The sequence below is a fragment of the Nostoc sp. LEGE 12454 genome (assembly GCF_056620565.1).
Genome location: NZ_JBWQXL010000016.1, coordinates 1 through 26,199, shown reverse-complemented (window position 1 = coordinate 26,199; position 26,199 = coordinate 1). Strand labels below are relative to the sequence as shown.

The window sequence follows — 26,199 nt, the reverse complement described above, 5'->3', positions numbered from 1 at the left end:
TTGAATGGTATCCTTATTTTTACGGCAGTTTAGTTGGGTTCAACACAATCTAGCAGTAATAATAATATGCTCTTTCTTAATCGCCCTCGTCTTAGCCTTCAGCAGTTTAGTAGTTTGATTTGTTAAATAACTCACAGATGTATCAAAGTAAACCAATTGATTTTATTGAACGAAACGATTTTAAAGCTTTTCTAGCTTTAGTGAGAGACTGGATTGCAATTTTTCTGATTGCGGCTTTTAGCATTTGGATAAATAATATATTTGTCTATTTAATTTCCGTATGGACAATCGGCATTTTTCAATTTGCTATGGGAGAAGGATTAGTACATGAAGCAACACACAATAATTTATTTGAGAGAAAGATGTGGAATGAAAAGTTAGAGTTTCTCTATGCTTTTCCTGTCTTGAGAACAGTATCTGCTTATCGTAAGCACCACTTTCCCCATCATACTTATTTTGGGAGCGATAAAGATTACATACCTGAATATTATGAAATGTTGGGCTTATACAAACCGAATAAAAATTTGTTATTTGTCTTATTTATTAAACCAATAATGGGATTTGCTGCCTATCTATTCTTAGAAGACGCCTACCTTCACATGAAAGAATTGGACTGGCGTCCGTTCAAAAGCGGCTTTAAGATATTTCTATTTTGGTTCGTTGTTGTTCTCAGCTTCTTTTTATCAGGACATCTACAAATCTTACTGTTGTACTGGTTTGTCCCCCTAGTATGGTGTTATTCTTGTTATTCATGTTGGTCTGAGGTACACGAACACTTTAATACTGTATCCGGTACGAGATCAAACCTTAACTCGATAATTAATCTTTTAACTCATAATACTGGGTATCACTATCTTCACCATCTTTACCCGACTATTCCTTGGTACAAACTCCCAGAGTCACATCAGGTTTTGTGCCCAGAAAGTTCAGACATTTCATACGGCTTATTCAATGTCTATAAGCAATTATCACGCAGTTAAGTAAATGCCTAAGTCAGCAAGCCAACCCTCTGGCTCGGCTACAAAATGGTGTTTGAATCTTTTGTATTCACCTTATAAATTTGGAGCTAGAAAGGGTTTAGAGTTAAGATACGTAGTTTTTCACTTTCCTCCTTGCACGATAGTTCGCAGTGTAGGTAAAAAAGAGAGAGAGTGAAAAACTACCTTTTAACTCCTAACTTGTAACTTCTAACTTTTCATAAAAGCGGCAAGATTCACAAGGGCCATCTGGGTTAACTGCACAGCGAATGAGTTCTGAATGAGCATTGTAACAGCAGGTGGCATCACCGATTACCCAACGTCCCGCTACCAAACTTTTCTCAGATGGTCGTTTAGCAGACTGTACATAAATGGCAATATTATGCAAGCGGTAGCGCCCACCTTTAAGTTGGTATCGATGACGGCGTTCTAAAACCGCGTAGGTTTTACCTTCAAAATCGAGATAGTTTCCGGGTTGGGGTGTCCAATCAAGTTGCACTTTACCGAGTGACTCACGCGGATGCGTCAGAATCACCTCGGTTTGTAAAGAGTCTGGCTCCATAAGCTTATGTGATTTGATTTACATTATAAGGATGGTATCGCGATCGCTTTCTTTAGCTTACCGAATTTAGATTACAATTATTGATTCACTCTTTGCGTCCCTACGAATTAGGGCAACCAAAATTCAGGTAGGATAGATTTGCTCAAGGCACGCAAAGTTTGGTTGAGCGATCGCGCCACTTGGATATGCACTTCATCCTCTTCTACAGCTAAAATCTCAGATGGCTGACCTTTTCCCAAATAAGACACTACCAAATTTGCTGCCTCTAAACCAGTAACATAAGCCTTTTCCTGTGACCAAGAACCATGACGGTTCACAATCCAATCCCCACTCATAAACACATTCTCAAAACTTGTCTTAGCGGGCAACATATAACGATAGCTGCCAGGTGCAAAGTGAGTCACCGCTTGAGGTAGCCGAATTATACTGCTATCAATTATCTTTGCCTGCCGAAACGCTGGCACACAAGTTGCTAAATAACCCTGAACAATTGCTAAAATCTCCTCATCGCTCAAATTGAGAAACTGATTGGCGTGATAGAAATCAGCTTCAATCACTGTTCCCGGCTCATCTCGATATTCATCATGTAGAGCATTCAAATCAAAAAATGTCCAACCTGTACTTGCGTCGAATCCAAAACAAGCATTAGAAGGGCGAGGAATATCAATTTTGCGGTCAAACCATAGCCGCGTGGCTAAAACATCAATTGCTCCTAAATTGCTCAAATTACGGAATTCTTCACGACTTTGTAAACTAGGGCTAGTTGAGACAATTTTCTTCATCCCGGTGATTCCAACCGCAAAAATTACGGCATCTGCTTCAATTACTTCATCACCACAAACCACACCCTTGACTTGATTACTATCAACAATTAAGTCTGTAACCCGACGCTTAGGCAATACTCTCGCACCAGCTTTTTCAATACGTTCCACCCAAGGACGAAATATCTTTTCTCCCACAGTTCCCCGACACCAGACCACATCAAAATCGGGTTGATGAGCCAGAATAAAAAAGTAAAGCATCCCTAAAGTTGCGGCGGCTGAACACTGTTCGCCAGGGGCAAATAAGCCCACCAATAACATTGGTTCAAAAGCCTCGCGGTAAAGTCGTGCAGAAACGTTAAAGTCTTTGAACAATTCACGGGCAGTTACAAAGTCGTAACGCCGCCAAGCTGCATCAGAATTGTCAAAATCAACGACAGCATAAAGTAAAGGCAGGGCGCTGAGACGGTCAATTAGTGGCAATCGTTTAAACTGAGTGTAAAGAAAAGTTCCCAGTGGAGAGGGGAGTCGCGGTAAATCTTGAAAAATCGGTGATTCAACTTCCAAACCTGCTGGCGAATATTGCGAAGAACGAGTCCAAGTAGTAAAAGGATTAATTTCTAATTCATTGATTAGGGAAAAAATATTTTTGTAAGGATACCAGAACCCATGAATGCCAGCTTCAACAGATTTTCCGGCGGCTGTTTGCCAACCTGCCACCAATCCACCAGGATAGGGGCCTGCTTCGAGAAGTGTCACATCATAACCTTGTTTTGCCAAATGGTAGGTTGCTCCTAAACCAGCCCAACCAGCACCTACAACTACCACCCGTTTTTGTTGTAACCCTCCTACCATCGCAGCCTCCAATTGTTGCAGTCCATCAACTAATGTATACGAACTTGTGTTTCGATCGAGCAAGGGTTGTCATTATAGCGGTTTTCACTTGGATGCAATAGGGGCTTTGCTAGCACATTCCATCGAATTTAAAATAGTTATAGACTTTAAAAAAGGCTTAGGGAAAGCCGTTCAGTAAAAATCACTTGCGGTTAATGCTGAGTTAAGAGTATAACAGAAAACAGAATTGACTATTGATGAGGATAATCATAATGTCTCAATTAGCAAATGTAAAATCCAATCTAAATGACTTTGAATTACGAGATGGAATTTATTTTCCTAGCGACTATGAACAATTAACTAATACTCAACATAAAAAAACATGGGATGCAATTGGTAAAACATACTATGGTTCCCAAAAGATTGAAAAAATTGCAGCAACATCGCCCATTAAACAAGATTACACTCTGCTAACTGGCACGCCTGGAGGTACTTGGAACAAATTTCCGTTGAATAAATCTGTCGGTTCTATTCTGGAAATTGGTTCTGGTTATGGTCGCGCACCTTTACATCTCTCGAAAGCGAAAAATCTGAAATGTGAGAAATATTACGGAATTGATATTTCTGAACCTTTATTGCGGCGGCTAATCAAAGTTAAACAAGAATACAATTTTTTTCCAGAAGCTGAATTTAACTTGATTTGCACTTCTGCTGAAACATTGCCTTTAGAAGATAATTCTATAGATTTGGTAATTTCTAATTGCGTTTTTATGCATATTCCAGATGCCCAATTAAGAAATTTATTGGCTGATATCTCTCGTGTGCTAAAACCTGGTGGAATTTTTGTTTTTAATCATTCCTTTCACAATAAGTCTTGCCCTTCTCATATTATCCATAATTTTATCAGAAGGCTGAATCCATTTGTGAGAAATCCAGTTTATCTCAAACAATATTCATCTGCTGAAATAGAAGAAATGTTAGCTACTGCTGGGATGAAAGCGAAGTGTCCAGAATACATTGTCGAACCAACAGCAGAGTATGCAATTTTGCCGGAAACCATCAAAGGGATTCCCGTACCTTTTGCTAATGCTATCAACAGAAGTCTCAAGCCATCAGACAATTTAAAAGAAACTTTGGCTTACGGTTTTAGTGCTTACAGTACTCAACTGGACTGATTAAGAAACTATTTGGTTGTCAGAATTAACTGAATACAAATAATCTACAAAAGCACAACAATGTTGTGCTTTTATTTTTCAATAAATTCCTATGAACTCCAATCATTATCAGCAAATAATATGACTTCTAGTTATGGAAAATTCAAGGTTCACCAATAAAGATTAAATTCGCCAAAACTTGTACTTTGCTTAACTCGCGCACAAGACGTTGAGCTTGATGTTTATAAAGTGATATCGGCAACACTCTAGGCAAATCATTCATCCATTGCCTAGCGGTAGTGGAACTACATCCCGTAATCAAAACTATCTCTTCAGCACCATACATAATGGCATTTGTAGTCAGAGCTTTTTCAATCTGCACTTGCCAAAGGCGAGGCAGCATTTCACCCCATTCAATTCGCTGTAAACTACTGCTTGTGGCTAAAACAATCAAGCGATCGCCAGTATCAAGCTTAACATCATACCAGGGCATTAAAGAGTAATTGTCTTGCTGATATTTCTGGTAGAGAATCGGTACAACGCTGTAGCCAGATGCTATTTCAGATAAAAGCAATCCATTCAGGGTATCGCCATCTTCAATTTTGTATTCCGTCACCATGACTATTTGCTCATTCAAGTGAAACAAGCTCAGAACATTTTCTCCAAAAGCAGCACAAGCAAAGACTTCTGCCGACAAAGCTGCACCACATATAACTTGAGCGTAGGGAAACAAAGGGGCGACATTATCACTAAATTGGCGGTCTTGAGAGCGGATAATCAAGGTAGTGGCGGGGTTCATTGCATGAGCCATCAAACCAATTTCCAGATTTTCCATATTATCGTCCCCAACTAAAATGATGCTTTTGGCATGGGAGATATTCGCCTTCGTGAGTGCTTCGGGAGCATTACCAACGATAAGGGGCATATCGGGTAAAGTTTCTTGGTCGAGAGTGGTAGGATGAATTCCTACTAACGGCTGGTTGAGTTCTTGCAAAAGAGCAGCTACTTTCTGTCCCAAGCGATTTAAGCCAATAATTATCAGATGGTTGCGTTGTGGTATGGGAGGGCGGGAATTGAAAAAATGAAATCTTGAAGTGACGAGAGCATCAGTCAACAGTGCATATAATACTCCTACGAAAGCTTGACCTGTCAACGTTAGTCCCAGGCTAAACAACCGCAACCACCAAGGGATATCATCTGAGGGTTTTGATTGCGCTGCAAACTCAACACCGCCAAATAAATCTCCGTATCCTCCCAAGAGCAAAACTGCTGTTGCATAAAAAGCTTCTTGGATGGTGATGCCAGGATAATATAAGCGGTAAAGAACTATTCCAACAAACCACAGGATGAGTACAGTAATCGCATAGATTGTCGCAATTCGCCGGATTTGATTTTGGCTTTGGTAGTAAGATTGCCAAAATTGCACTATTTTTTTATCCTTGAGATTTTTCGCTGTGATGCCTTGAATAAACTGTTGCCACTGCCACTTTTGGTTATGAGATTGCCGACGTTGTTCAGAGAAAGCTAAATCGTATGCCACATCAATGTAAACTAGCGTGTCTCCTATCTGCACTTCTGCCTCTGGGTTCCAGCCAAACAATTCTTTGAGTGGTTTAGATGAAACAGATTTGTGACTCAAGATGCGGCGAGTTGTCAGATTGAGTCTATGTACTGGCTTGCCATTACACCAGCTATCCTTCGCTTGTACCTGGTGCTTTATCACTTGCAATAGTTGCCCTTCTAAAGTGAAATATCCAATAGCTTCAGAACCAAGGGCTGTCAGAGCGAAGGCGTGAGCTGAAAGATGAGTAGGTTCAAAAGCAACAAAATTACCGAGATTTTCCCACAAGAGTTTGTTGAAATTTTGTTTGTCAGAACGCACAATCAAGCGAACGTGCGGATTAAGACGGCGTGCTGCAAAGGCAGCTTCTATATTTATCCGCTCATTTCTAGTTACTAAAAGTATTGAACGACACTGCCTTATACCTGCCTGCTCTAAAACACTTGGCTGGCGGCAGTCTCCTACGATTAACTTTTCTAGTAAGTTAGGTATTTCTGGGACTTCCCAATGTTCGGGCTGCACATCCTCAATGGCACTGACTTTAACATCGTATTCCTTGAGGATTGCAACGGAATGTTGCCCTAAACTTTTGAGTCCGCATACTAAGAAAAGGTCTTGGGGTTTTTTTTGATTGCTGATAGGAAGGGAATGCACTTTCCGTTGACGGTAGCATTAGATACTGCTAACAGGATGTGTTTAATAGGGTTTTTACACTTCGGTAATTCCTAACAATACAATTTTACCAGTTGGTTTCAAGATGAGTATCAGATGATAATAAACCGTATCGAATTCTGATATTTGATACCCAACTGAAGGCGAATCTTGTTTAAAGTTTGGATAGTTTTTGGGATTTTCTTGATTGATTGTGATGTAATTTACCAACTTTTTCCAACATATTAAAGCCAAAGTTGGTAAATTAGGGATTAGTTGAGCTAATTTTTCCCTACGCAACTATGCCATTGGATTTATCGCCTCTTTGGATATCACTCAAAACTTCATTACTTGCCACATTTATTACCTTCTTTTTGGGTATCGCTGCTGCCTATTGGATGCTGGGATATCGTGGCAAAGGTAAATCGTTGATTGAGAGTATCTTGATTGCGCCTCTAATTTTACCGCCTACGGTTGTTGGGTTCTTGTTACTGCTATTTTTTGGCAAAAATGGCCCTGTAGGGAAATTCATGGGGGCTTTTGACTTCAGCATCGTCTTTACTTGGTATGGTGCAGCGATCGCAGCCACGGTAGTTTCTTTCCCTTTAATGTATAAAACTGCACTGGGAGCCTTTGAACAAATAGATGGTAATCTACTGCGAGTAGCTAGAACTCTTGGTGCAACTGAAACTACAATCTTTTGGCGCATCAGTTTACCCCTAGCACTACCCGGCATTGTCGCCGCCACCATGCTTGCTTTTGCCCGTGCTTTGGGAGAATTCGGTGCGACGTTGATGCTAGCTGGTAACATTCCCGGACAAACGCAGACAATTCCAATGGCGATTTATTTTGCTGTGGAAGCGGGAGCAATGAACGAGGCGTGGTTTTGGGCGATCGCGATTATGGTGATTTCTCTCTCTGGAATTATTGCAGCCAACTTATGGCAAGAATTGAGGGAAAAGGGGAGAGGAGAGGGGGCAGGGGGCAGGGAGCAGGGAGCAGGGGGAGAAATTCTCTACACCCCAGACTCTAACTTTGAATCTGGGGGATTGTTTGTCAATATTGAAAAAATACTTCCTAGCTTTGATTTAAAAGTTGCTTTCACCACTGACGATCAACCCTTGGGATTGTTAGGGGGTTCTGGAGCAGGTAAGAGCATGATTTTGCGCTGCCTTGCAGGGATAGAAACGCCCACAAATGGCCGCATAGTTTTAAATGACAGAGTACTGTTTGACTCGGAACAAGGAATTAATGTACCCAGCCGCGATCGCCGGATCGGTTTTTTAGTGCAGAATTATGCACTATTTCCGCACATGAGTGTGGCGCAAAATATCGCTTTCGGTTTGCCCAAAAAACTATCTGCTGGGAGTATTAGAGTGCAGGTGGAGGAGCAATTAATAGCGATGCAGTTGCAGGGATTAGGCGATCGCTATCCGCACCAACTTTCTGGAGGTCAACAACAACGGGTAGCTTTGGCAAGAGCATTAGCAAGTCAACCGGAAGCATTGCTCTTGGATGAGCCGTTTTCGGCACTTGATACACATCTGCGTAGTCAATTAGAACAGCAAATGACAGAAACTCTTGCTGGCTATCAAGGTGTGACTTTATTTGTCACCCATAATATGGAAGAAGCTTATCGGATTTGTCCGAATCTGTTGGTATTGGAGCATGGCAGAGCCGTTCATTATGGTAGCAAATACGATATTTTCCAGCATCCTGCTACTGTGAGTGTCGCCCAACTCACTGGATGCAAAAACTTCTCCCGTGCTGTTCTCCAATCATCACAACAGCTGGAAGCGATTGATTGGTGTTGTACTCTGCAAGTAATTGAGCCAGTCAAGAGCGAATTATCCCACGTCGGCATTCGTGCCCATCAGTTCATTTTTACCAACGACTCATCACAGGAAAATACCTTTCCCTGCTGGGTAGTACGAACAAGTGAAACGCCCCATCGAATGACATTGTTTCTCAAATTACATTCGGCTGGCAAGAATTCTCAAGATTACCATCTGCAAGCTGAAGTCTTCAAAGAAAAATGGGCGACAATGAAAGACCAGCCTTTTCCTTGGTATGTGCGTTTAGATCCGCTGCGCTTGATTTTGATGGAATAAACGCAGAGATACACATCGCGATCTCAATTCCACAAACATAAGCATTAGTTTAGACTTGCATCAACCGATAATTCTAGAAGTCCTTACTTCAAGCGCCCAGACCGAAAGAGCCTGAGCGCTTGAATATTAGGTTGCAGAGAAACTTCTGCTAGATTGTAATAGAATTATGCGGGCATCATCTGCATACTTCTGCAAGACTCTGCACACTTACGGCAAGCGACAGCACATTCCATCATTTTCGCATCATCGCTCATCATCTCACAGGCCATTGCAGTGCGATCGCACATTTCCGCGCAAAGCATACAAGTGCGTTCCATGAACTCAGAACCGCTCATCATCATGTTCATGCACATCATGCACATTTCAGAGCAATCGCGCATCATGCTCATCATGCTCATCATGTTCTTATCCATGTGCTGACCACCTTTACTCATGCAATGAGTCATGGTTTCCATGCACATTTTATGACAGTCCATACAAACATCCATGCAAGTCTGCATTTCTGGAGTCATGGTTTCAGTCATCATCATCATCATCATCGGAAATACCTCCTGATTTTTTGATGGATAAAATAGTGTCCCTGAAAGCACTACTCATCACATTAGTCTTATCCTTTTAAAGAGTCAATGGGGTTTTTAATGCAGAATTTTTAAGCCTACTATCCCGATATAATTACCGGAAAATTGAAGGAATTCTACACTAGTTTGGTGTTGTTTTTCTGGGAAATACTATACATTAAGGTTTAGAATCCCTCGGTTACAAGTGTGGTTTCCTTTGGCAAGTCAACTTTATATCGGGTATCAAAAGTTAAAGTTAAATTTAACTTGAAAATAATGTTATTGTTTTTAACAAATGAATGCCTAAACTAAGCATTTGTAAATTTACATTAACCTGTATTTTATTAACTTATATTAACTAGAAGATATATGTCCTGAAAAATTCGTAATTCATAATGGAATTTCAACTGCACTTCAAAAAAATTTCTCAAGAAAAATAATTTTCACAACTTACATAAGATATGATGTAGGTTATAGATTTGATTGCAATTTGAGTAAGCGATCGCTCGCTGCTTTTAATGTCTCAGGTCTTTTACTGAAGCAAAATCTGATTAACGAATGTCCCTTTTCTGGTTGGCTAAAAAAGCTGGAACCGGGAACTACAGCAACACCGATATCTTTAATCAGATGGTAAGTGAATTCAACATCTGTTTTATAGCCAAATTTGGAAATATCTGCAAGAACGTAATAGGCTCCTTTGGGAACGAAATAGGGAATTCCAACTCGGTCTAGAATTTGTAAAATGCTGTCTCGCTTTTGGTGATAAAGTTTGGCTAATTCTTCATAATAGGATGGTGGTAGTTGCATGGCGGCAACTCCGGCTCGTTGCAATGGTGCGGGTGCGCCAACGGTGAGAAAATCATGGACTTTGCGAATCGCCCCTGTCAATTCGGGGTTTGCCAGAATGTAGCCGACTCGCCATCCAGTGACGCTATAAGTTTTAGATAAACCGTTAATAGTAACGGTGCGTTCTTCCATACCGGGAAGGGTAGCTAGGGCAATATGTTGAGTGCCGTCATAGAGAATATGTTCATAGATTTCATCAGTGAACGCTAACACATCCCATTTTTGACAAAGTTCAGCAATTAGAGTGAGTTCTTCACGGCTGAAGACTTTACCTGTGGGATTATGGGGTGTGTTGATAATAATTGCTTTGGTATTGGCATTGAAAGCTTGACGCAACTGTGCTTCATCAAATGTCCAATGGGGAGGATGCAGCGTCACGTAGCGGGGTATAGCACCAGCTAAAATCGCATCGGGGCCGTAGTTTTCATAATATGGCTCAAATACAATTACTTCGTCACCGGGATCGACTGTCGCTAGCATTACAGATGCCATTGCTTCTGTGGAACCACAGGTAACGGTGATTTGGGTTTCGGGATCGATATCTAAACCGAGATACCAACGGACTTTGTTAGCGATCGCATGACGAAATGGGCGATCGCCCCAAGTGATGGCATACTGATTAACATCTGCCTCTATGGCTTGATATGCTGCCTGTTTCAACTCCAAGGGACAGGGAAAATCAGGGAACCCCTGCGCCAAATTCACCGCATCGTGTTGCAGTGCTACCCTGGTCATTTCTCGAATCACTGACTCTGTAAACTGTTCTGCCTTCGCTGATATTTTTTGCCGCCCAATTTTACTCACCCCTATACCTCCGTCGATCGTTATTGCCGTTATCCGAGAATTTCTGTAACCCAGACAAAAAGCATAATGTTGATAGATTTATCGTAGTATACTCAAATTTTTGATCTAGAGGAAGACGCAAGGGGGCAGAGGAGCAGGGGAGCAGGGGAGAAATTGCAGTAAGTTTTCCCCTCTGCCCCTCTGCCCCTCCGCCCCTCTGCCTCTTGTGCCCAATGTCCAATGCCCTTATTATCTATATACTTAATTATTGAGATTAATAGTCAATTATTGAAGTACCGATCCAGAATCATCATGAAATCTTTGCACCGTCCCGATCTGTATAGCTGGTCTAATTTCAATCCGGCAAGAAATATTGATTTCAATGGGATTGCCTGGATTCGCCCAGATGGCAATATCTTGATTGACCCAGTAGCCCTATCAAACCATGATTGGAATCATCTAAAATCCCTCGGCGGTGTGGTTTGGATTGTGCTGACGAATTCTGAGCATGTCAGGGCAAGTAAAGAAATTGCCGATCAAACCTATGCTAAGATTGCTGGCCCGATTGCAGAAAAAGACAGTTTTCCTATACCTTGCGATCGCTGGCTATCTGATGGTGAAGAATTTGTCCCAGGACTGGAGGTAATTGAACTCAATGGTTCTAAAACTCCCGGTGAGTTGGCTTTGTTACTGGAAGAGACAACTTTAATTACAGGGGATTTAGTTCGAGCACGTAAAGCAGGTAGCTTGACGATTTTACCAGATGACAAGCTGCTGAATCGAGAGGAGGCTGTTGCTTCGGTTCGCAGGTTGGCTCAACTGAGTCGGGTAGAAGCAGTGTTGGTGGGGGATGGTTGGCCAGTCTTTCGGGATGGACGCGATCGCTTAAAGGATCTTGTAGCGACGCTGTAGCTGTAAAAAATTAGGGTAGCACAGCTAGCTATGCTACCCTACAGGCGATTGTGGTTCAAATAGATCGAAAAGGCTCTCAGACGAAAATCAAACAACACCGTATCATGGTAGTTAGTAGCATTTCTGTCTGATACTTTCTTTTTTGCCATAAAAGAATATCAGGTAAGTAATATCCTGATTTCCTGACGGCAGAATGCGAAAGCTTTTACTGATTCACCTAGTTGGAGAACGCTGATGTCAAAGGAAAGAAAAAGTAATAAAGAAGCTAAAAAACCTAAAAAAGATCCTAAAGACAAAAAGGAGAAAAAAGAACCAGGCAAATAGAACGATTTAGGTTATCTTTAGCGAAGACCAAGAGTTGCACTTTCATAAATTGACAATATTTCGTCCAGTAGCATTGAGTAAGACAAGTTATTGTCAAAAATTTGTTCACCCTTGGTCAAGCTCCAAAATCTGATGATTTAGGTTGTGTGTGCAATGTCACGACGGGCTACGCCTACCCAACTTAATTAAGCAGGAGTAAACTTCAGCGAAACACCGTTCATGCAGTAGCGCTTCCCAGTGGGTGCAGGGCCATCATCAAAAACATGACCTAGATGACCACCACAGCGACTACAATGCACTTCAGTTCTGGTCATAAACAACGACTTGTCTACAGTAACGGCGATCGCACCTTCAATTGGATTAAAGAAGCTAGGCCAGCCAGTACCACTATTAAATTTGGTATCAGATGTAAACAGTGGTAGTTCACAGGCGGCACAATAATAAGTGCCTTGGTCGTATTCCTTATCCAATGGACTGGTGTGAGGGCGTTCAGTCCCATGTTTACGCAATACATTAAACTGTTCTGGCGTTAAAATCGTGCGCCACTCTGACTCTGGTTTGGTAACTTCAAATCCACTTTGAGAAGTTGTCATTGCTTGTGACCCCCAATTGATATACCTTGATAACAATGCTGTGCCGACTATGACTGCACCAGCCTGTAAAAAATAGCGTTTGTCCATATATCTATTATTTTCTATTTTCCGGTTCACTGGCTAATCAATTCCAGTACGGGATTCCCTACATGAATGACTATAATCAGCGATCGCTCTGAATTAGCCCTGATAAACTGATTAAAATTAGCTAAGAAACAACAAATTATTTTTCAGCCAAATACTAGGTGAGAATCCGATCTATTTCACCTGATTTTTGGACAATACAAGTATAGTTTTCAATTGGAGGATAACGATAGTCAATCATCATCTTCATCAGAGATGGTTGTGAGATCCTGAGTAGTCCCTTGTTTACCCTGACTCGTCAGAAATACAAATGTGCGATTGAGCCGCTTCACGCCACTTAGGGTAATCAGAGTCAGTAAGCCTCCCAATAATCCCATTTGCCATAGACCACAACCAATTGCAGCCCCCAACCCGGCCGCTGTCCAGACACAGGCGGCTGTAGTTAAACCCTTTACTTTTGGCGTTGCAGATTTTCTCGGAGACTCTTGTAAAATCAATCCGGCTCCAAGAAATCCAACCCCGGTAGCTACACCTTGAATTGTGCGACTCAGTGCATTGGTAGCAGCATAGGGACTCTCGCCCTCAGCCTGCAAAGGAATCATCACAAATAATGCTGCTCCCATACTCACGAGCATGAATGTTCTCATCCCTGCTGGTCTACCCCCTTGCTGACGGTTAAATCCAATCAAGCAACCAACCAGGAGCGCCAAAGACAATCTAAACGCTATATGTGGCCAATCGTTGGCAGCAATAAACATCGGCCCCATTGCCTTATTTCTCCTAGAGACAGAACAGAATTTTGCACCTATTGGCAGTGGGCTGGATGGCTACCCACTTTTGTCGCTGAAAACTTAAGCACAGCAAATCAATAGGTTTTTAGTATATTAAGGTTAATTTAACAAAAGGTTATGAGTAAGTAAATAAGTATACACAAAGCTACCATTGCTGGATTCTTCCTAGAGACAGAAAGGGGGTAGAGGAGCAGGGGAGCAGGGGAGCAGGGGAGAAGAGGGGCAGGCAAGAAGTTGCAGTAAGTTTTTCCCTCTGCACCTCTGCCTCTTGTACCTAATGCCAATACCCAACGCTAGCTTATTGAACACCGACTAATATACATTGGTCTGATAGGAATACCGGAGTTTCTGAAAAAACTTCTTGCTTACTTAAGTAGAATATGTGATACTCTACATCTATAAACAAAATACGGTAATTTTATCGCTTTACCGTAGTTTAAAAGGACAAGATTCATGCAGCTACTATGGTTCATCCCAACCCACGGCGACGGACGTTACCTTGCAACTGCTACAGGTGGAAGGGCAGTAAGCTTTCCCTATCTGCGGCAGATTGCCCAAGCGGTGGATGACCTTGGTTATACAGGGGCATTGCTGCCTACAGGCCGCTCTTGCGAAGATGCTTGGATTGTAGCGTCAACGTTGGTATCACTGACGCGACAGATGCGTTTTTTGGTAGCGATTCGTCCCGGCTTGGTATCACCTGGAGTAGCGGCGCGGATGGCGGCGACTTTCGATCGCCTCTCTGGGGGACGCTTGCTGATTAATGTCGTGACAGGTGGCGATCCCGTGGAATTAGCGGGAGATGGCTTGCATTTGGATCACGATCAGCGCTATGAATTAACAGATGAATTTTTGACAGTATGGCGAGCGATCGCTAGTGGAGAACAAGCCAATCTCCAAGGCGACTATCTTAATATCCAAGATGGGAAACTGCTGTTTCCACCTGTTCAAAAGCCATATCCGCCCTTGTGGTTTGGCGGTTCCTCTCCTGTTGCTCAAAAAATTGCTGCCAAGCACGTAGATGTCTATCTAACTTGGGGCGAACCACCGGCGCAAGTAGCTGAGAAGATTGCAGCAGTTCGGAGACTTGCTTTATCAGAAGGCCGGACTTTGCGGTTTGGGGTTCGTCTACATGTGATTGTGCGCGAAACCGAGAGTGAAGCTTGGGATGCGGCGAATGATTTGATTAAATATGTAGATGATGAGGCGATCGCTAAAGCCCAAAAAGCTTATGCCCGAATGGATTCAGTTGGACAACAGCGAATGACTCAATTACACCACGGTAATCGTGAGGCATTAGAGATTAGCCCGAACCTGTGGGCGGGAGTCGGTTTAGTGCGGGGTGGCGCAGGAACAGCCTTAGTCGGCGATCCCCAAACCGTAGCTGCCAGGATACTAGAATATGCAGATTTAGGTATTGAGTCCTTTATCCTCTCTGGCTATCCCCACCTAGAGGAAGCTTATCGAGTTGCAGAACTTCTATTTCCCCATCTGCCATTAGATAATTTACCCGCAGTGGAGAAGCAACACGTCTTAAGTCCATTCGGCGAAATTGTGGCAAATGAAGATTTCCCTAAGCAAAAGCCTCAAGAAAGAGCAACGTCCATATCCTAGTAATTAAGAACTAGGAGATTAACAGCAATGCTGCACCAACAAATCGACCAAAAAATCTCAGAAAAAGAAGCGTGGGCATTGCGTCGTCAGTTGGGAATACCTAACAATAAACGCTTGTGGGTGCTAGCTTGCATGGATGAACGTTTACCAGTGGAGAAAGCATTAGGAATTGGTGAAGGAGACGCTCATATTTTCCGTAATGCTGGGGGGTTAGTTACAGATGATGCAATTCGGTCAGCGATGTTAACTACACAGTTTTTTGGCACAAAAGAAATCATCGTCATTAATCATACCGAATGTGGCATGATGACAGCATCAGGAGACTTTCTCAGTGAGGTATTGCGAAATCAAGGTATTGATGTGGATCGAGTTAGTGTCGATCCTGCTTTGCCAGAATTGAAGCTACCAAAAGGCGTTTTTTCCAAATGGATCAAAACCTTTACCGATGTGGATGAAATCTGCACACAGCAAGTGCAATTACTGCGTAATTCTCCTTTAATTCCCCAAGATGTAGTTATTCATGGCTACATCTGGGAAGTAGAGAGTATGAGTTTGCGCCATCCTTACAAACGCCTGAGTGAGAAAGTCAACACAGCATCAGCTATGAATACCAAAACCACAAAACATACTGAACCCGTTTTAGAAATTGGGAGTTTAATTGAATGACAAATATTTTAGCGATCGCAGGTAGTCCAACCCACCCATCTAGAACCTATGGTGTTGTCGAATACACTGCCCAGCTGTTACAACAAGAAGGCTTGCATGTAGACATTATTTCAGTTCGAGATTTGCCTGCTGAAGATTTAGTTTTTGGACGATACGATAGCCCTGCTTTAGAACAGCCAAAAGAATTATTAGCAAAGGCAGATGGTGTGATTATTGCCACCCCAATTTACAAAGCTGCTTACACAGGAGTGCTAAAAACATTTCTAGATTTGCTGCCACAAAAATCATTAACAGGTAAACCCGTGTTACCAATTGCTCTGGGTGGAACGATCGCTCATTTATTGGCAATTGAATATGCCCTAAAACCTGTATTATCTGAATTAGGGGCACGGCACATACTAGCCACTATTTATGCAGTAGACAAACAAATTCAACGCCAAGCCGATAACAGCGTTCTGTTAGATGAGGAAATTGAGCAAAGACTCAAAGACGTTCTCAAGGAATTTGTTAAAGCTGTAGAATATGATGCCGCAGCGCCTCAAGAATTGGTTCATGCCAATTAAATAATTAAGTTTATACCTCCGTTTGCTTGTAGCAGAAGGGTAACTTTTACCCATCTGTTACTTTTTTTTAAAGTTAATCAGACGTACATAACTTTACTTTCATAAATTGCACTTTTCTTGCAATATTAAAATTATTTATAGACTACGCTCATACTTATCTCCCAACTTCTATAGTCTATTCAACTAACACCGCTATAATTTATTATTTTTTATAAAATATCTTGTATATATGCAAATTGTCTCCTAACTCTACCTGTAGTAGATGAGTGAAATTTACTCATCTACTACTTTCTCCACTTAAATTTCAAACTTTATTAGGACTTACGCACACTTTACAAATTCTTGGCGTCTTGGCGTCTTGGCGGTTCGAAAAATTAAGCTTTTGGGCGATTTTTGCGTAAGTCCTATTTATCAACAAATTCACAAAATTATAGGTTGGATAAGGCTAATACCTTAGAGGTTGTTTGAAAAGTGTTTCGCTGTGATTTTAGGCACTTATTGATCCCCCCTAACCCCCCTTAAAAAGGGGGGAACCGGAATCAAAGTCCCCCTTTTTAAGGGGGATTTAGGGGGATCTAAAACGTTTTGCTACCAAGAAGAGAACTTTTCAAACATCCTCTTACAGCAGTTTTCATATATTTGAATTACACCTGTGTTGGCGCAACCAGCCGTAGGAATCGCTTTTCATATTAAAGCCACCGTATATTAATGGCAATGCGCTTTTTTGGTCAGGTTAGCCAGTAAATTAGAAGTAGGGCGTAAAAAAATAAACTCAATGAAAGCGATGTCTAACGACAAGCCGCAAGGCGTCTGCGCTTCTGAACTTGCATCTATCGTCGGTGAAGAAAATGCTATTAGCCTTTGGGAAAATATCGAACTCAGTCAGCAAAAACGTATTCAACAGGCTATAGCTTCTGGAAATTCACCCAGTTGTATTGTCTATCCCCGCAGCCAAGAACAGCTAGCCGCAGTCATTACCAAGGCTCACGCAAATAACTGGCGCGTCCTTCCCTGTGGTAGTGGCAGTAAACTTAGTTGGGGTGGTTTAGCAAAAAGTATTGATGTTGTAGTTAGTACAGAACGCATCAACCAACTGATTGAACACGCTGTTGGTGATTTAACTGTCACAGTAGAAGCTGGGATGAAGTTCTCTGATTTGCAAGCACTTTTGGCAAAATCGCGGCAATTTCTTGCCCTTGACCCCACAGCACCAGAGTCAGCAACCATTGGCGGTATTGTTGCCACAGGTGATACAGGTTCTCTGCGGCAACGTTATGGCAGTGTACGCGACCAGTTACTAGGTATTACCTTTGTCCGTGCTGATGGAGAAATCGCCAAAGCTGGGGGAAGAGTAGTTAAAAATGTCGCCGGATATGACTTAATGAAGTTGCTTACGGGGTCTTATGGCACATTAGGCTTTATTAGTCAACTAACTTTTCGCCTGTATCCGCTAGCAGAGGCATCGGGGACGGTGGTACTAACTGGAAAAGCTGAGGCTGTCTCTCAAGCGGCTGATGTCCTTCGAGGTTCGGCGTTAACACCAGTTCAGGCTGATTTACTATCGACTAAATTGGTGTCTAGCTTAGGTTTGGGTGAAGGACTGGGATTAATTGCTCGCTTTCAAAGTATTAGTGAGAGTGTTAAGGAACAATCAAACCGAGTTTTGGAAGTTGGGCAAAAGTTGGGCTTAGATGGGGCAATTTTTGCTGATGGTGATGAAGCTAATCTATGGCAGAGATTGCAAGAACGAATACATACTACTGCTATAGAATCGGTAATTACCTGCAAAATAGGAGTGTTACCTACTGCTGCTGTGGAGATTTTGACTCAGGTGGAGTTGGGTTTAATTCATATTAGTAGTGGTTTAGGTTTGTTACAATTAGAGAGTAAAAATCAAGTTTTGAAAATCCGCGATGAGCTAGGCTCTGCTGGTAGCGATGCCTACGGCGGGCTGCGCCTACGCACTCAAGCGAATAAAGGTTTTTTAACAATTCTGTCAGCACCAGTTGGGGTTAAAGAACAAATAGATGTTTGGGGTTATACGGGGAATGCTTTGCCGTTGATGCGCCGTATTAAGGAACAGTTTGATAGTAAGAATATTTTAAGTCCTGGTCGGTTTGTGGGTGGAATTTAGTTTTAAGAAAACGAACCGCCAAGGACGCAAAGGACGCAAAGGAAGAGGGGAAAAAGAGAAATATGCAAGTTTCCGAAAATTCTGTTAATAATACGGCTAGTTTAAAGAATTTGAAGGGCTTTGATGAGAGTCATCCGCCTGACCCGAAGTTAATTGATAGTTGTGTACATTGTGGATTTTGTCTTTCGACTTGTCCTAGTTATCGGGTGTTGGGTAAGGAGATGGATTCTCCTAGAGGACGCATCTATTTAATGGATGCAATTAATGAGGGTGAAATTGCCCTCAATACGGCAACAGTAGAACATTTTGATTCTTGTTTGGGGTGTCTTGCTTGTGTGAGTACTTGTCCTTCTGGCGTGCAGTATGACAAGTTAATTTCTGCAACTCGTCATCAAGTTGAACGAAATTATCCCCGCAGTTTACCAGATCGATTTTTTCGTCAACTAATATTTTCTTTGTTTCCTTACCCCAATCTTTTACGGGTTTTATTAGTTCCGTTATTGGTTTATCAAAAGTTAGGATTTGCCAAATTCTTTCGCGCTACGGGTTTACTGAATAAAATATCGCCCCGTTTGGCAGCAATGGAATCAATTCTGCCAGAAATTACTCTCAAATCTTTTCAAGATAATTTGCCTACTGTGATTCCCGCTAAAGGTGAGAAGCGATACCGAGTTGGGGTAATTTTAGGTTGCGTGCAACGGCTGTTTTTCTCTCCCGTAAATGAAGCGACAGTGCGCGTTTTAACAGCGAATGGTTGTGAAGTTGTGATTCCCAAATCTCAAGGTTGTTGTGCGGCGCTTCCCGAACACCAAGGACAAACAGAACAGGCGAAAGCTTTAGCAAGACAGATGATTGATAGTTTTGCCAAGACAGATGTCGATTTTGTAATTATCAATGCTGCTGGTTGCGGTCATACTTTGAAAGAATACGGCCACATTTTAGAAAGTGACCCAGAATATCGAGAAAAGGCGAAGGATTTTGCGGCTAAGGTTAAAGATGCTCAAGAGTTTTTGGCAACTGTTGGGTTAACAGCAAAACTTTCACCGTTGACTGATAAACCATTGAATTTAGTTTATCAAGATGCTTGTCATTTATTGCATGGACAAAAGATTAGCGTGCAACCGCGTCAGGTGTTGCGGCAAATTCCAGGGGTGAAGTTGAGAGAACCAATAGACGCGGCTTTATGTTGTGGCAGTGCTGGGGTTTATAATATGCTGCAACCGGAAGTTGCTGAAGAATTGGGTCGGCAAAAAGTAGAGAATTTGTTGAATACTGGTGCTGAATTAATTGCTTCTGCTAATCCGGGGTGTACTTTGCAAATTACTAAGCATTTGCAGTCGCAAGGTAAGAAGATTTCAGTTATTCACCCGATGGAGTTGTTAGATTATTCGATTCGCGGTGAGAAATTGAAATTGTAGACGTTTGCTAGCTGCGTTGTGCATTTACTTTTGTCCTCTCTTGGTAAAGGCAGAATGTCCCAGATATGCTTTACCCACCCTAACCCTCTCCTTGTAAAGGCTACGGTGTACACACATCTTTCTAGAAAACCAAAATCGTCGTAGATCCCCCTAAATCCCCCTTAAAAAGGGGGACTTTGAGAGCTTTTTGCCCCCCTTTTTAAGGGGGGTTGGGGGGATCAAAAGGTTGTGGTGCAACTCTAGAAGACTTGTGTGTACACCGTAGCCTTGTAAAGGGGAGGGAACTAGATTTTCTGGTTTCCACCCTTTACAAGGGGGGATTAAGGGGGGTAATTCGACTTATGTGTACACCATCGCTTGGTAAGGGGAGGGGCAGTTTTGGCTTTAGACAAAACCGGGGTGGGATGACGCGGTGAGTAACCGTAAGTGAATGAACTCAATATCAGGGATTGATAAGGGTTTCGCGTTAAATTGACACCAATACACAGCTGTGAACCCCTACTATTGGGATATTTTTTATTGGAAGTCTCTTAATCAGCTAGCTTAAAGACTTTTTTCCGAAATAGCCGCTTTATCGTCTGTATAATCACTGAAATGGGCAAGAGCGTCAAGCTGATTTCGGGTAATTTGTGATGAAACTAGATTTAGTCAGGTTTTTTCAAGCTTGCAACCCCAGTAAGACTCTGGTTGTGAGCAAACCGGAGGATAGACAATATTATATTGATTTCTCTAAAGTGCGTGGTGCAAAAATTATTGAGGAACTTGGGCGAACTATCACCCGCCTTTCACCTGAGCAGCCTACTTGTCAATTGTTTACCGGACATATCGGTTGTGGTAAATCCACTGAGTTACTGCGGCTAAAGGCAGAGGTAGAGCAGCAGGGATTTCATGTGGTTTATTTCGAGTCTAGCCAAAGCCTGGATATGGCTGATATTGATGTTACAGATATTTTATTAGCAGTAGCTCGTGAGGTGAGTCAAAGTCTGGAAGCAATCAAAATTAACCTGAAGCCAGGATACTTTAAAAATCTATTTACGGAAATTTCTGAGTTTTTGCAAACGCCGTTAGACATTGGGGTGGAGGCTGAATTATCTGTAGGTATTGCCAAGATTACCGCCAAAACTAAAGATAGTCCCAAACTTCGCGGTCAGTTACGGCAATATTTAGAACCGCGCACCAATGGCATTTTAGAATCAATTAACAAAGAATTGCTCAAGCCTGCTAGAGAAAAACTCAAGCAGCAGGGTAAAAAAGGACTGGTGGTAATTATAGATAATCTCGACAGAGTAGATAATTCTCAGAAACCTTCCGGTCATTACCAGCCAGAATATCTCTTTGTGGAACGGGGCGAACAGTTAAACCAGCTAAATTGTCATGTTGTTTATACTATTCCGTTAGTGTTGATTTTTTCCAACGCTTTAGGCAGGTTAACAAATCGCTTTGGCGTAGACCCCAAGGTTTTGCCGATGGTTCCTGTGCAATTACAAGATGGTTCGCAATTTTCACAAGGAATCACGCTGCTGCAACAGATGGTCATGGCGAGGGCTTTTCCTGGTGTCAGTTGGGAACAAAGTCGGAATTTAATTACTGAGGTTTTTGATAGTCCTGATACTTTAGAGCGACTTTGCCAAGTTAGCGGTGGTCATTTGCGTAATTTGTTGATGTTATTGTTTCGCTGTCTTCAGCAAGAAGACCCGCCTTTGTCGCAAGAGTGCGTAAATAGAGTGATTAAACAACGCCGCAATGAGCTAACTTTGGCAATTACGCCCGATGAATGGGAATTACTACGTGAGGTGGCGCAAGAGAAAAACCTGAGAGGTCATGAAAGATACGAACTTTTGCTCCGCAGTATGTTTGTATTTGAATACCGAAATGAAGATGGTTCGTGGTTTGATATCAATCCGATTTTGGCACAAGCCAAGGAATTTAGGTTATAAATCGGCTGTAGAGGCGTAGAGTTTTACGCCCTTAACTATCAGGTATTTTGTAAAATGGCACAACGTTAGCGGTATCAAAAAGTGCGGGAGCTAGATCGGCAAGTGTGGGAGCTAAATCGACAAGTACGGGAGCTATATCAGCAAGTGCGGGAGCTAGATCGACAAGTGCGGGAGCTAGATCGACAAGTGTGGGAGCTAGATCAACAAGTGTGGGAGCTAGATCGACAAGTGTGGGAGCTAGATCGACAAGTGCGGGAGCTATGTCAGCAAGTGCGGGAGCTATGTCAGCAAGTGCGGGAGCCGTTTCAACAAGTGCGGGAGCCGTGTCAGTTGTCATCTTCACAACTACAGCTTTTTACAACTAGCAGAAATTGTCCGTCGTCTTTCCTGCCTCCTGCCTCACTTCTCTACGAGAGGCTGCGCCAACGACTACGCTCAGTAACCACCTGCCCTCCTGCCTCACTTCTCTACGAGAGGCTGCGCCAACGACTACGCTCAGTGACCACCTACCTCAAAACCCGTAGCTTTGTACTTCATGCAAAAGAAAACTGCTGTATGTTATGAGTAATCAGCAAGAACCGGAAAATTTAGCCTTTGATAATGAGAGTTCATTACAAACTTTAGTCAGAGCAATTACCTTTTCTCAAGGGCAATTTTCGCTGATTTTGCTGCGCTGTAACTATGCTGCTTTACGTCAGCGTATGGTAGAACGCCTGCACCAATTAACTCCTGTACCCATACGCGAAATTACTTTACCTGCATCAGTTGAAACGCTTTACACAAATATTCGCGAACAACTGGGAGATGAACAGCCACCTGCATTAATGATTTTTGGTTTGGAGTCGATTAAAGATATTGATAAGGTTTTGACTTCAGCTAACCAAGTACGGGAGGAGTTTAGAAAGAACTTCCCGTTTCCGATATTGTTGTGGGTTAATGATTTAGTTCTACAAAAATTTATTCGATTAGCAACTGATTTAGAAAATTGGGCAACTATCACTGAATTTGAAAACCCTACCGATGAGTTAGTCAACTTCCTTCAGCAAAAAAGCGATGAAATCTTTGCTGGTGATGTCACGCCGAATCCCCAAATGTGCCGGGAACTAGAAACTGCTCGTCAAGATTTGCAAAACCGTCAAGAGGTATTAGAGCCAGCACTGCAAGCAAGTTTAGAATTTGTGCTTGGTTTAAATGATTATCTACATGATGAGATAGATTCTGCTTTAACACATTATCAACAAAGCTTGGGGTTCTGGCGACAAAGTAATTATTTAGAGCGACAAGGTATATTACTCGTTAATATTGCTTCAGTTTATAACCGCCAAGCTGAAAAAAATCAGACAGAAAATCAACGCTATTGGCAAGAGTCTAGAAATTACTTTCAGCAAGCTATTGAAATTTTTGAACAAGCACAACGTTCAGATTTAGTTGCAAAACATATTACTAAACTGGGTGAAGTGCTACGACGTTTACAAGCATGGTCAGAGTTGCAAAGCCTTGTGGAAAAATCTCTGCCGCTACATCAAAATTATGGCACGCCGTTGCAGTTGGCTAAAGATTATGGTTTTTTGGCAGAAGTAGCCTTAGAGCAATCACGTTGGAATGAAGCTCATCAACTCGCAGGGCAAGCATTAAAAATATTAGCTGACATCCCTAATCTTCAATCAGATGAATTGGGATTGCATCGGTTTATTTTAGCAAAATCACAACAGGGTTTAGGTCAATATCAAGTAGCGATTAATAGTTTAAAAGCTGCAAAGCTGGAAAGTAATCATCAGTACAACCCACAATTATATATATCTATATTAGAAAGGTTGCGTTTACTCTACTTTGAACAAGGCGAATATCTGAAAGCTTTTCATATTAAGCAAGAACAATTACAAATTGAACAACAGTATGGTTTCCGCGCTTTTGTTGGTGCATCTTATCTCAATCCGCAGCGACAGGCAATTAATTCTGCACAGTTGCAGGTAGAAAATTCTGAAACAATTGCTCAAGAAATTGCCGCTTCTGGTCGGGGGCAAGATGTGAAGCGGTTGCGAGAAAGAATTGGTGGGACTGAGCATAAATTGACTGTAATTCATGGTCAGTCAGGAGTGGGTAAAAGCTCGATTTTGCAGGGTGGATTAATCCCGGCGTTGCAACAGCAAGCAATTGGAGAGCGAGATGCTTTACCTGTTTTGTTGCGAGTTTATACAGATTGGGTGGGGATGTTGGGGCAGAGTTTAGCTAAGGCTTTTGAGGAAGTCAGAGGTAATAAATTGTTTGCTAATCTTGATTCTTCAACAGCTATTTTAGAACAATTACGGAGAAATGCTGACCGAAATTTGTTGACGGTTTTAATGTTTGACCAGTTTGAGGAGTTTTTCTTTGTTTATCCAGACCAAGGTCAACGACGAGCATTTTATGAGTTTTTGCGAGTTTGTCTAGATATTCCTTTTGTTAAGATAATTTTGTCTTTGCGGGAAGATTATTTACATTATTTATTAGAATTAGACCGTCTGTTTAATTTGACTGCAATTAATAATAATATTCTTGATAAAAATATTCGTTATTACTTAGGTAATTTTTCTCCAGCAGATGCTAACTAAGGCTGTGGTGCAGAGTTTAACAGAACGTTCTCAATTTTATCTTGAGCCTGCGCTCATCGATCAATTAGTGCAAGATTTAGCAGGTGATTTGGGGGAGGTACGCCCAATTGAGTTACAAATTGTGGGGACGCAATTGCAAACTGAGAAAATTACAACTTTAGATAAGTATTGTCAATTTGGTACGAAAGAAAAACTGGTTGAGCGATTTTTAGAAGAAGTCATCCATGATTGTGGTGCGGAGAATGAACAGGTTGCACGACTGGTTTTATATTTACTCACAGATGAAAATGGGACTCGTCCCCTGAAGACTCGTGCTGAGTTAGCAGCAGATTTGGCAGCAGAAGCCGATAAACTAGATTTGGTGTTAGAGATTTTTGTGGCATCGAGGTTAGTGTTGCTATTACCAGAATCTCCGGCTGACCGTTATCAATTGGTTCATGATTACCTTGTGTCGTTCATTCGCCAACAACAGGGCAATGAAATATTAGCAGAACTAGCTAGAGAGCGAGAACAACGCTTGCAAGCAGAAGAGAAGCTGAAGCTTGAACAAGATGCAAGGCAGATATTAGTTGATGCTCAACAAGAAGCCAAGCGACAAATTCGCCAAGGACAGATGCAGTTGAGGGTGAGTTCTGGTTTAGCGGTATGTCTATTATTATTTGCAGGCATATTATCCTTATATGCATTGAGTCAAATTCAAGTGGCTAAAAAAGCTGATGATAAAAAGCAACAAGCAGAAAAGACAGTTAAAACGGCTGAAACTAAATACAATTTAGTAACTCAACGTTTGCAAGCTACACAGAAGAAACAGGCAGAAATACAGAATATAGCGCAAAAATTAGAAACTAAAAAGAATGATGCAGAGAAAAAGTTTGAAGTAGCAAAAGTAGAAACTAAAAAGGCAAAGGAAAGCCTGCGTACTGCTAAAGCAGACTTGGATAAAGTAAATGAGCAAACAGGTGGACTACAAAAGCTACAACAGAAAAATGCCCAAGCCCAGGAAAGAATTAAAACGGCAAGCGAAAATATAAAAGCTGCTCAAGTAAAATTACAACAAGCAGCGACAAAACAACAGCAAGCAGAATCTCAAGCTCAACAAGCCCAAAGCACCCTCAACCAAGCGCAAGCAAAACTTGCACAAGCACAGAAAGCAACAGAAGGAGCAGAGACAGCACAAAAAGAATCACAAAAGGGAACGGAATTAGAACGGGCAGGTGTTAATGCTTTAAGACAGTTTGAGTATGTTGAGTTAGAATCACTGGTGGCAGCAGTGCAGAGTGGGAAAGAGTTAAAATCTTTGGTAAAAGATGGTCGCCCTTTAGAAAAATATCCAGCTATCAGCCCTATTTTGGCTTTGAATACTATTCTCGATAAAATTAAAGAACGTAACCAGTTTCAAGGGCATCAAAGCTTAGTCAGAAGTGTGAGTTTCAGCCCGGACGGTAAAACCATCGCCACGGCATCATCTGACAACACAGCGCGGTTGTGGACGCTCAACGGGCAACTGCTACAAGAATTCAAAGGGCATCAAGGCGAAATCAACAGTGTGAGTTTCAGCCCGGACGGTAAAACCATCGCCACGGCATCATCTGACAACACAGCGCGGTTGTGGACGCTCAACGGGCAACTGCTACAAGAATTCAAAGGACATCAAAGCTTAGTCAGAAGTGTGAGTTTCAGCCCGGACGGTAAAACCATCGCCACGGCATCATCTGACAACACAGCGCGGTTGTGGACGCTCAACGGGCAACTGCTACAAGAATTCAAAGGGCATC

The 26,199-nt window shown here is 42.0% G+C and carries 19 protein-coding genes and 1 pseudogene; 11 read left to right on the top strand and 9 right to left on the bottom strand.

From position 1 onward, the window contains the following. The first annotated feature begins 137 nt into the window (after positions 1-137). A complete protein-coding gene (locus AC1F2U_RS18055; RefSeq protein ID WP_480262350.1) occupies positions 138-980 on the top strand; it encodes a fatty acid desaturase family protein in 843 nt (280 codons plus the stop codon). Between the two features lie 193 nt (positions 981-1,173). On the opposite strand, the gene AC1F2U_RS18050 is transcribed toward AC1F2U_RS18055, so the two are convergent. Both AC1F2U_RS18050 and AC1F2U_RS18045 read right to left on the bottom strand, forming a co-directional pair. Beyond that, positions 1,174-1,539 (bottom strand): DUF6464 family protein, encoded by a 366-nt coding sequence (locus AC1F2U_RS18050; protein WP_190941779.1) that lies wholly within the window; start codon positions 1,537-1,539, stop codon positions 1,174-1,176. Positions 1,540-1,646: 107 nt separating this feature from the next. After that, the gene (locus AC1F2U_RS18045) at positions 1,647-3,155 is read right to left on the bottom strand and encodes a hydroxysqualene dehydroxylase (protein ID WP_480262349.1); all 1,509 of its coding nucleotides are present in this window, start codon (positions 3,153-3,155) and stop codon (positions 1,647-1,649) included. 251 nt (positions 3,156-3,406) lie between these two features. Between AC1F2U_RS18045 and AC1F2U_RS18040 the strand changes: the two genes are divergently transcribed. Beyond that, positions 3,407-4,309 (top strand): class I SAM-dependent methyltransferase, encoded by a 903-nt coding sequence (locus tag AC1F2U_RS18040; RefSeq protein ID WP_480262348.1) that lies wholly within the window; start codon positions 3,407-3,409, stop codon positions 4,307-4,309. A 142-nt stretch (positions 4,310-4,451) separates the two neighbouring features. Here AC1F2U_RS18040 and AC1F2U_RS18035 read toward each other — a convergent pair whose 3' ends face one another. Next, positions 4,452-6,503, bottom strand: coding sequence for a potassium channel family protein (locus AC1F2U_RS18035; RefSeq protein ID WP_480262347.1), 2,052 nt, complete (start codon positions 6,501-6,503; stop codon positions 4,452-4,454). Positions 6,504-6,557: 54 nt separating this feature from the next. After that, a complete protein-coding gene (locus AC1F2U_RS18030; protein WP_480262346.1) occupies positions 6,558-6,731 on the bottom strand; it encodes a hypothetical protein in 174 nt (57 codons plus the stop codon). Between the two features lie 71 nt (positions 6,732-6,802). Between AC1F2U_RS18030 and modB the strand changes: the two genes are divergently transcribed. Beyond that, positions 6,803-8,611, top strand: coding sequence for a molybdate ABC transporter permease subunit (gene modB, locus AC1F2U_RS18025; protein WP_480262345.1), 1,809 nt, complete (start codon positions 6,803-6,805; stop codon positions 8,609-8,611). Between the two features lie 164 nt (positions 8,612-8,775). Here modB and AC1F2U_RS18020 read toward each other — a convergent pair whose 3' ends face one another. Continuing rightward, positions 8,776-9,147, bottom strand: a complete 372-nt coding sequence (locus tag AC1F2U_RS18020) for a four-helix bundle copper-binding protein (protein WP_480262432.1) — start codon at positions 9,145-9,147, stop codon at positions 8,776-8,778. 492 nt (positions 9,148-9,639) lie between these two features. Next, on the bottom strand, positions 9,640-10,818 hold the full coding sequence (locus AC1F2U_RS18015; protein WP_480262344.1) for a pyridoxal phosphate-dependent aminotransferase: 1,179 nt from the start codon (positions 10,816-10,818) through the stop codon (positions 9,640-9,642). 291 nt (positions 10,819-11,109) lie between these two features. On the opposite strand from AC1F2U_RS18015, the gene AC1F2U_RS18010 reads away from it, so the two are divergent. Then, positions 11,110-11,709 carry an MBL fold metallo-hydrolase gene (locus AC1F2U_RS18010; RefSeq protein WP_099102462.1) on the top strand — a complete coding sequence of 200 codons (600 nt, stop codon included), beginning with the start codon at positions 11,110-11,112 and terminating at the stop codon, positions 11,707-11,709. A gap of 509 nt (positions 11,710-12,218) precedes the next feature. Here AC1F2U_RS18010 and msrB read toward each other — a convergent pair. Next, entirely contained in the window at positions 12,219-12,713 is a 495-nt protein-coding gene (gene msrB / locus AC1F2U_RS18005) for a peptide-methionine (R)-S-oxide reductase MsrB (RefSeq protein WP_094351006.1), read from the bottom strand. 230 nt (positions 12,714-12,943) lie between these two features. Further along, positions 12,944-13,477, bottom strand: a complete 534-nt coding sequence (locus AC1F2U_RS18000) for an MgtC/SapB family protein (RefSeq protein WP_480262343.1) — start codon at positions 13,475-13,477, stop codon at positions 12,944-12,946. A 477-nt stretch (positions 13,478-13,954) separates the two neighbouring features. Here AC1F2U_RS18000 and ssuD point away from each other — a divergent pair, with 477 nt between their 5' ends. From ssuD to AC1F2U_RS17970, 6 genes are all read left to right on the top strand, one after another. Further along, positions 13,955-15,115: an FMNH2-dependent alkanesulfonate monooxygenase gene (gene ssuD / locus AC1F2U_RS17995; protein WP_480262342.1), complete on the top strand. Its 1,161-nt coding sequence runs from the start codon at positions 13,955-13,957 to the stop codon at positions 15,113-15,115. A gap of 27 nt (positions 15,116-15,142) precedes the next feature. Next, positions 15,143-15,781: a beta-class carbonic anhydrase gene (locus AC1F2U_RS17990; protein WP_480262341.1), complete on the top strand. Its 639-nt coding sequence runs from the start codon at positions 15,143-15,145 to the stop codon at positions 15,779-15,781. Then, a complete protein-coding gene (ssuE, locus tag AC1F2U_RS17985) occupies positions 15,778-16,344 on the top strand; it encodes an NADPH-dependent FMN reductase (protein ID WP_480262340.1) in 567 nt (188 codons plus the stop codon). The genes AC1F2U_RS17990 and ssuE overlap by 4 nt, the downstream gene beginning before the upstream one ends. Before the next feature lie 775 nt (positions 16,345-17,119). Continuing rightward, complete coding sequence (locus AC1F2U_RS17980; RefSeq protein WP_480262339.1) at positions 17,120-18,478, top strand: FAD-binding oxidoreductase; 1,359 nt, start codon at positions 17,120-17,122, stop codon at positions 18,476-18,478. Positions 18,479-18,540: 62 nt separating this feature from the next. Then, complete coding sequence (locus AC1F2U_RS17975) at positions 18,541-19,896, top strand: (Fe-S)-binding protein (protein ID WP_480262338.1); 1,356 nt, start codon at positions 18,541-18,543, stop codon at positions 19,894-19,896. A 632-nt stretch (positions 19,897-20,528) separates the two neighbouring features. Next, positions 20,529-21,833 (top strand): P-loop NTPase fold protein, encoded by a 1,305-nt coding sequence (locus tag AC1F2U_RS17970; protein WP_480262337.1) that lies wholly within the window; start codon positions 20,529-20,531, stop codon positions 21,831-21,833. Positions 21,834-21,864: 31 nt separating this feature from the next. On the opposite strand, the gene AC1F2U_RS17965 is transcribed toward AC1F2U_RS17970, so the two are convergent. After that, complete coding sequence (locus tag AC1F2U_RS17965; protein WP_480262336.1) at positions 21,865-22,170, bottom strand: hypothetical protein; 306 nt, start codon at positions 22,168-22,170, stop codon at positions 21,865-21,867. A gap of 223 nt (positions 22,171-22,393) precedes the next feature. On the opposite strand from AC1F2U_RS17965, the pseudogene AC1F2U_RS17960 reads away from it, so the two are divergent. Next, positions 22,394-26,199: pseudogene (locus tag AC1F2U_RS17960) on the top strand (nSTAND1 domain-containing NTPase); the annotation flags it as partial.

Excerpts from the sequence above, each read along its gene's own strand:
- AC1F2U_RS17980 (WP_480262339.1), top strand. The coding sequence starts at position 17,120 with ATGAAAGCGATGTCTAACGACAAGCCGCAAGGCGTCTGCGCTTCTGAA.
- ssuE (WP_480262340.1), top strand. The coding sequence starts at position 15,778 with ATGACAAATATTTTAGCGATCGCAGGTAGTCCAACCCACCCATCTAGA.
- AC1F2U_RS18045 (WP_480262349.1), bottom strand. The coding sequence starts at position 3,155 with ATGGTAGGAGGGTTACAACAAAAACGGGTGGTAGTTGTAGGTGCTGGT.
- AC1F2U_RS17990 (WP_480262341.1), top strand. The coding sequence starts at position 15,143 with ATGCTGCACCAACAAATCGACCAAAAAATCTCAGAAAAAGAAGCGTGG.
- AC1F2U_RS18040 (WP_480262348.1), top strand. The coding sequence starts at position 3,407 with ATGTCTCAATTAGCAAATGTAAAATCCAATCTAAATGACTTTGAATTA.
- AC1F2U_RS18000 (WP_480262343.1), bottom strand. The coding sequence starts at position 13,477 with ATGGGGCCGATGTTTATTGCTGCCAACGATTGGCCACATATAGCGTTT.
- AC1F2U_RS18010 (WP_099102462.1), top strand. The coding sequence starts at position 11,110 with ATGAAATCTTTGCACCGTCCCGATCTGTATAGCTGGTCTAATTTCAAT.
- AC1F2U_RS18055 (WP_480262350.1), top strand. The coding sequence starts at position 138 with ATGTATCAAAGTAAACCAATTGATTTTATTGAACGAAACGATTTTAAA.
- msrB (WP_094351006.1), bottom strand. The coding sequence starts at position 12,713 with ATGGACAAACGCTATTTTTTACAGGCTGGTGCAGTCATAGTCGGCACA.
- AC1F2U_RS18050 (WP_190941779.1), bottom strand. The coding sequence starts at position 1,539 with ATGGAGCCAGACTCTTTACAAACCGAGGTGATTCTGACGCATCCGCGT.
- AC1F2U_RS18020 (WP_480262432.1), bottom strand. The coding sequence starts at position 9,147 with ATGATGATGATGATGACTGAAACCATGACTCCAGAAATGCAGACTTGC.
- AC1F2U_RS17970 (WP_480262337.1), top strand. The coding sequence starts at position 20,529 with ATGAAACTAGATTTAGTCAGGTTTTTTCAAGCTTGCAACCCCAGTAAG.
- AC1F2U_RS17975 (WP_480262338.1), top strand. The coding sequence starts at position 18,541 with ATGCAAGTTTCCGAAAATTCTGTTAATAATACGGCTAGTTTAAAGAAT.
- AC1F2U_RS17965 (WP_480262336.1), bottom strand. The coding sequence starts at position 22,170 with ATGACAACTGACACGGCTCCCGCACTTGTTGAAACGGCTCCCGCACTT.
- modB (WP_480262345.1), top strand. The coding sequence starts at position 6,803 with ATGCCATTGGATTTATCGCCTCTTTGGATATCACTCAAAACTTCATTA.
- ssuD (WP_480262342.1), top strand. The coding sequence starts at position 13,955 with ATGCAGCTACTATGGTTCATCCCAACCCACGGCGACGGACGTTACCTT.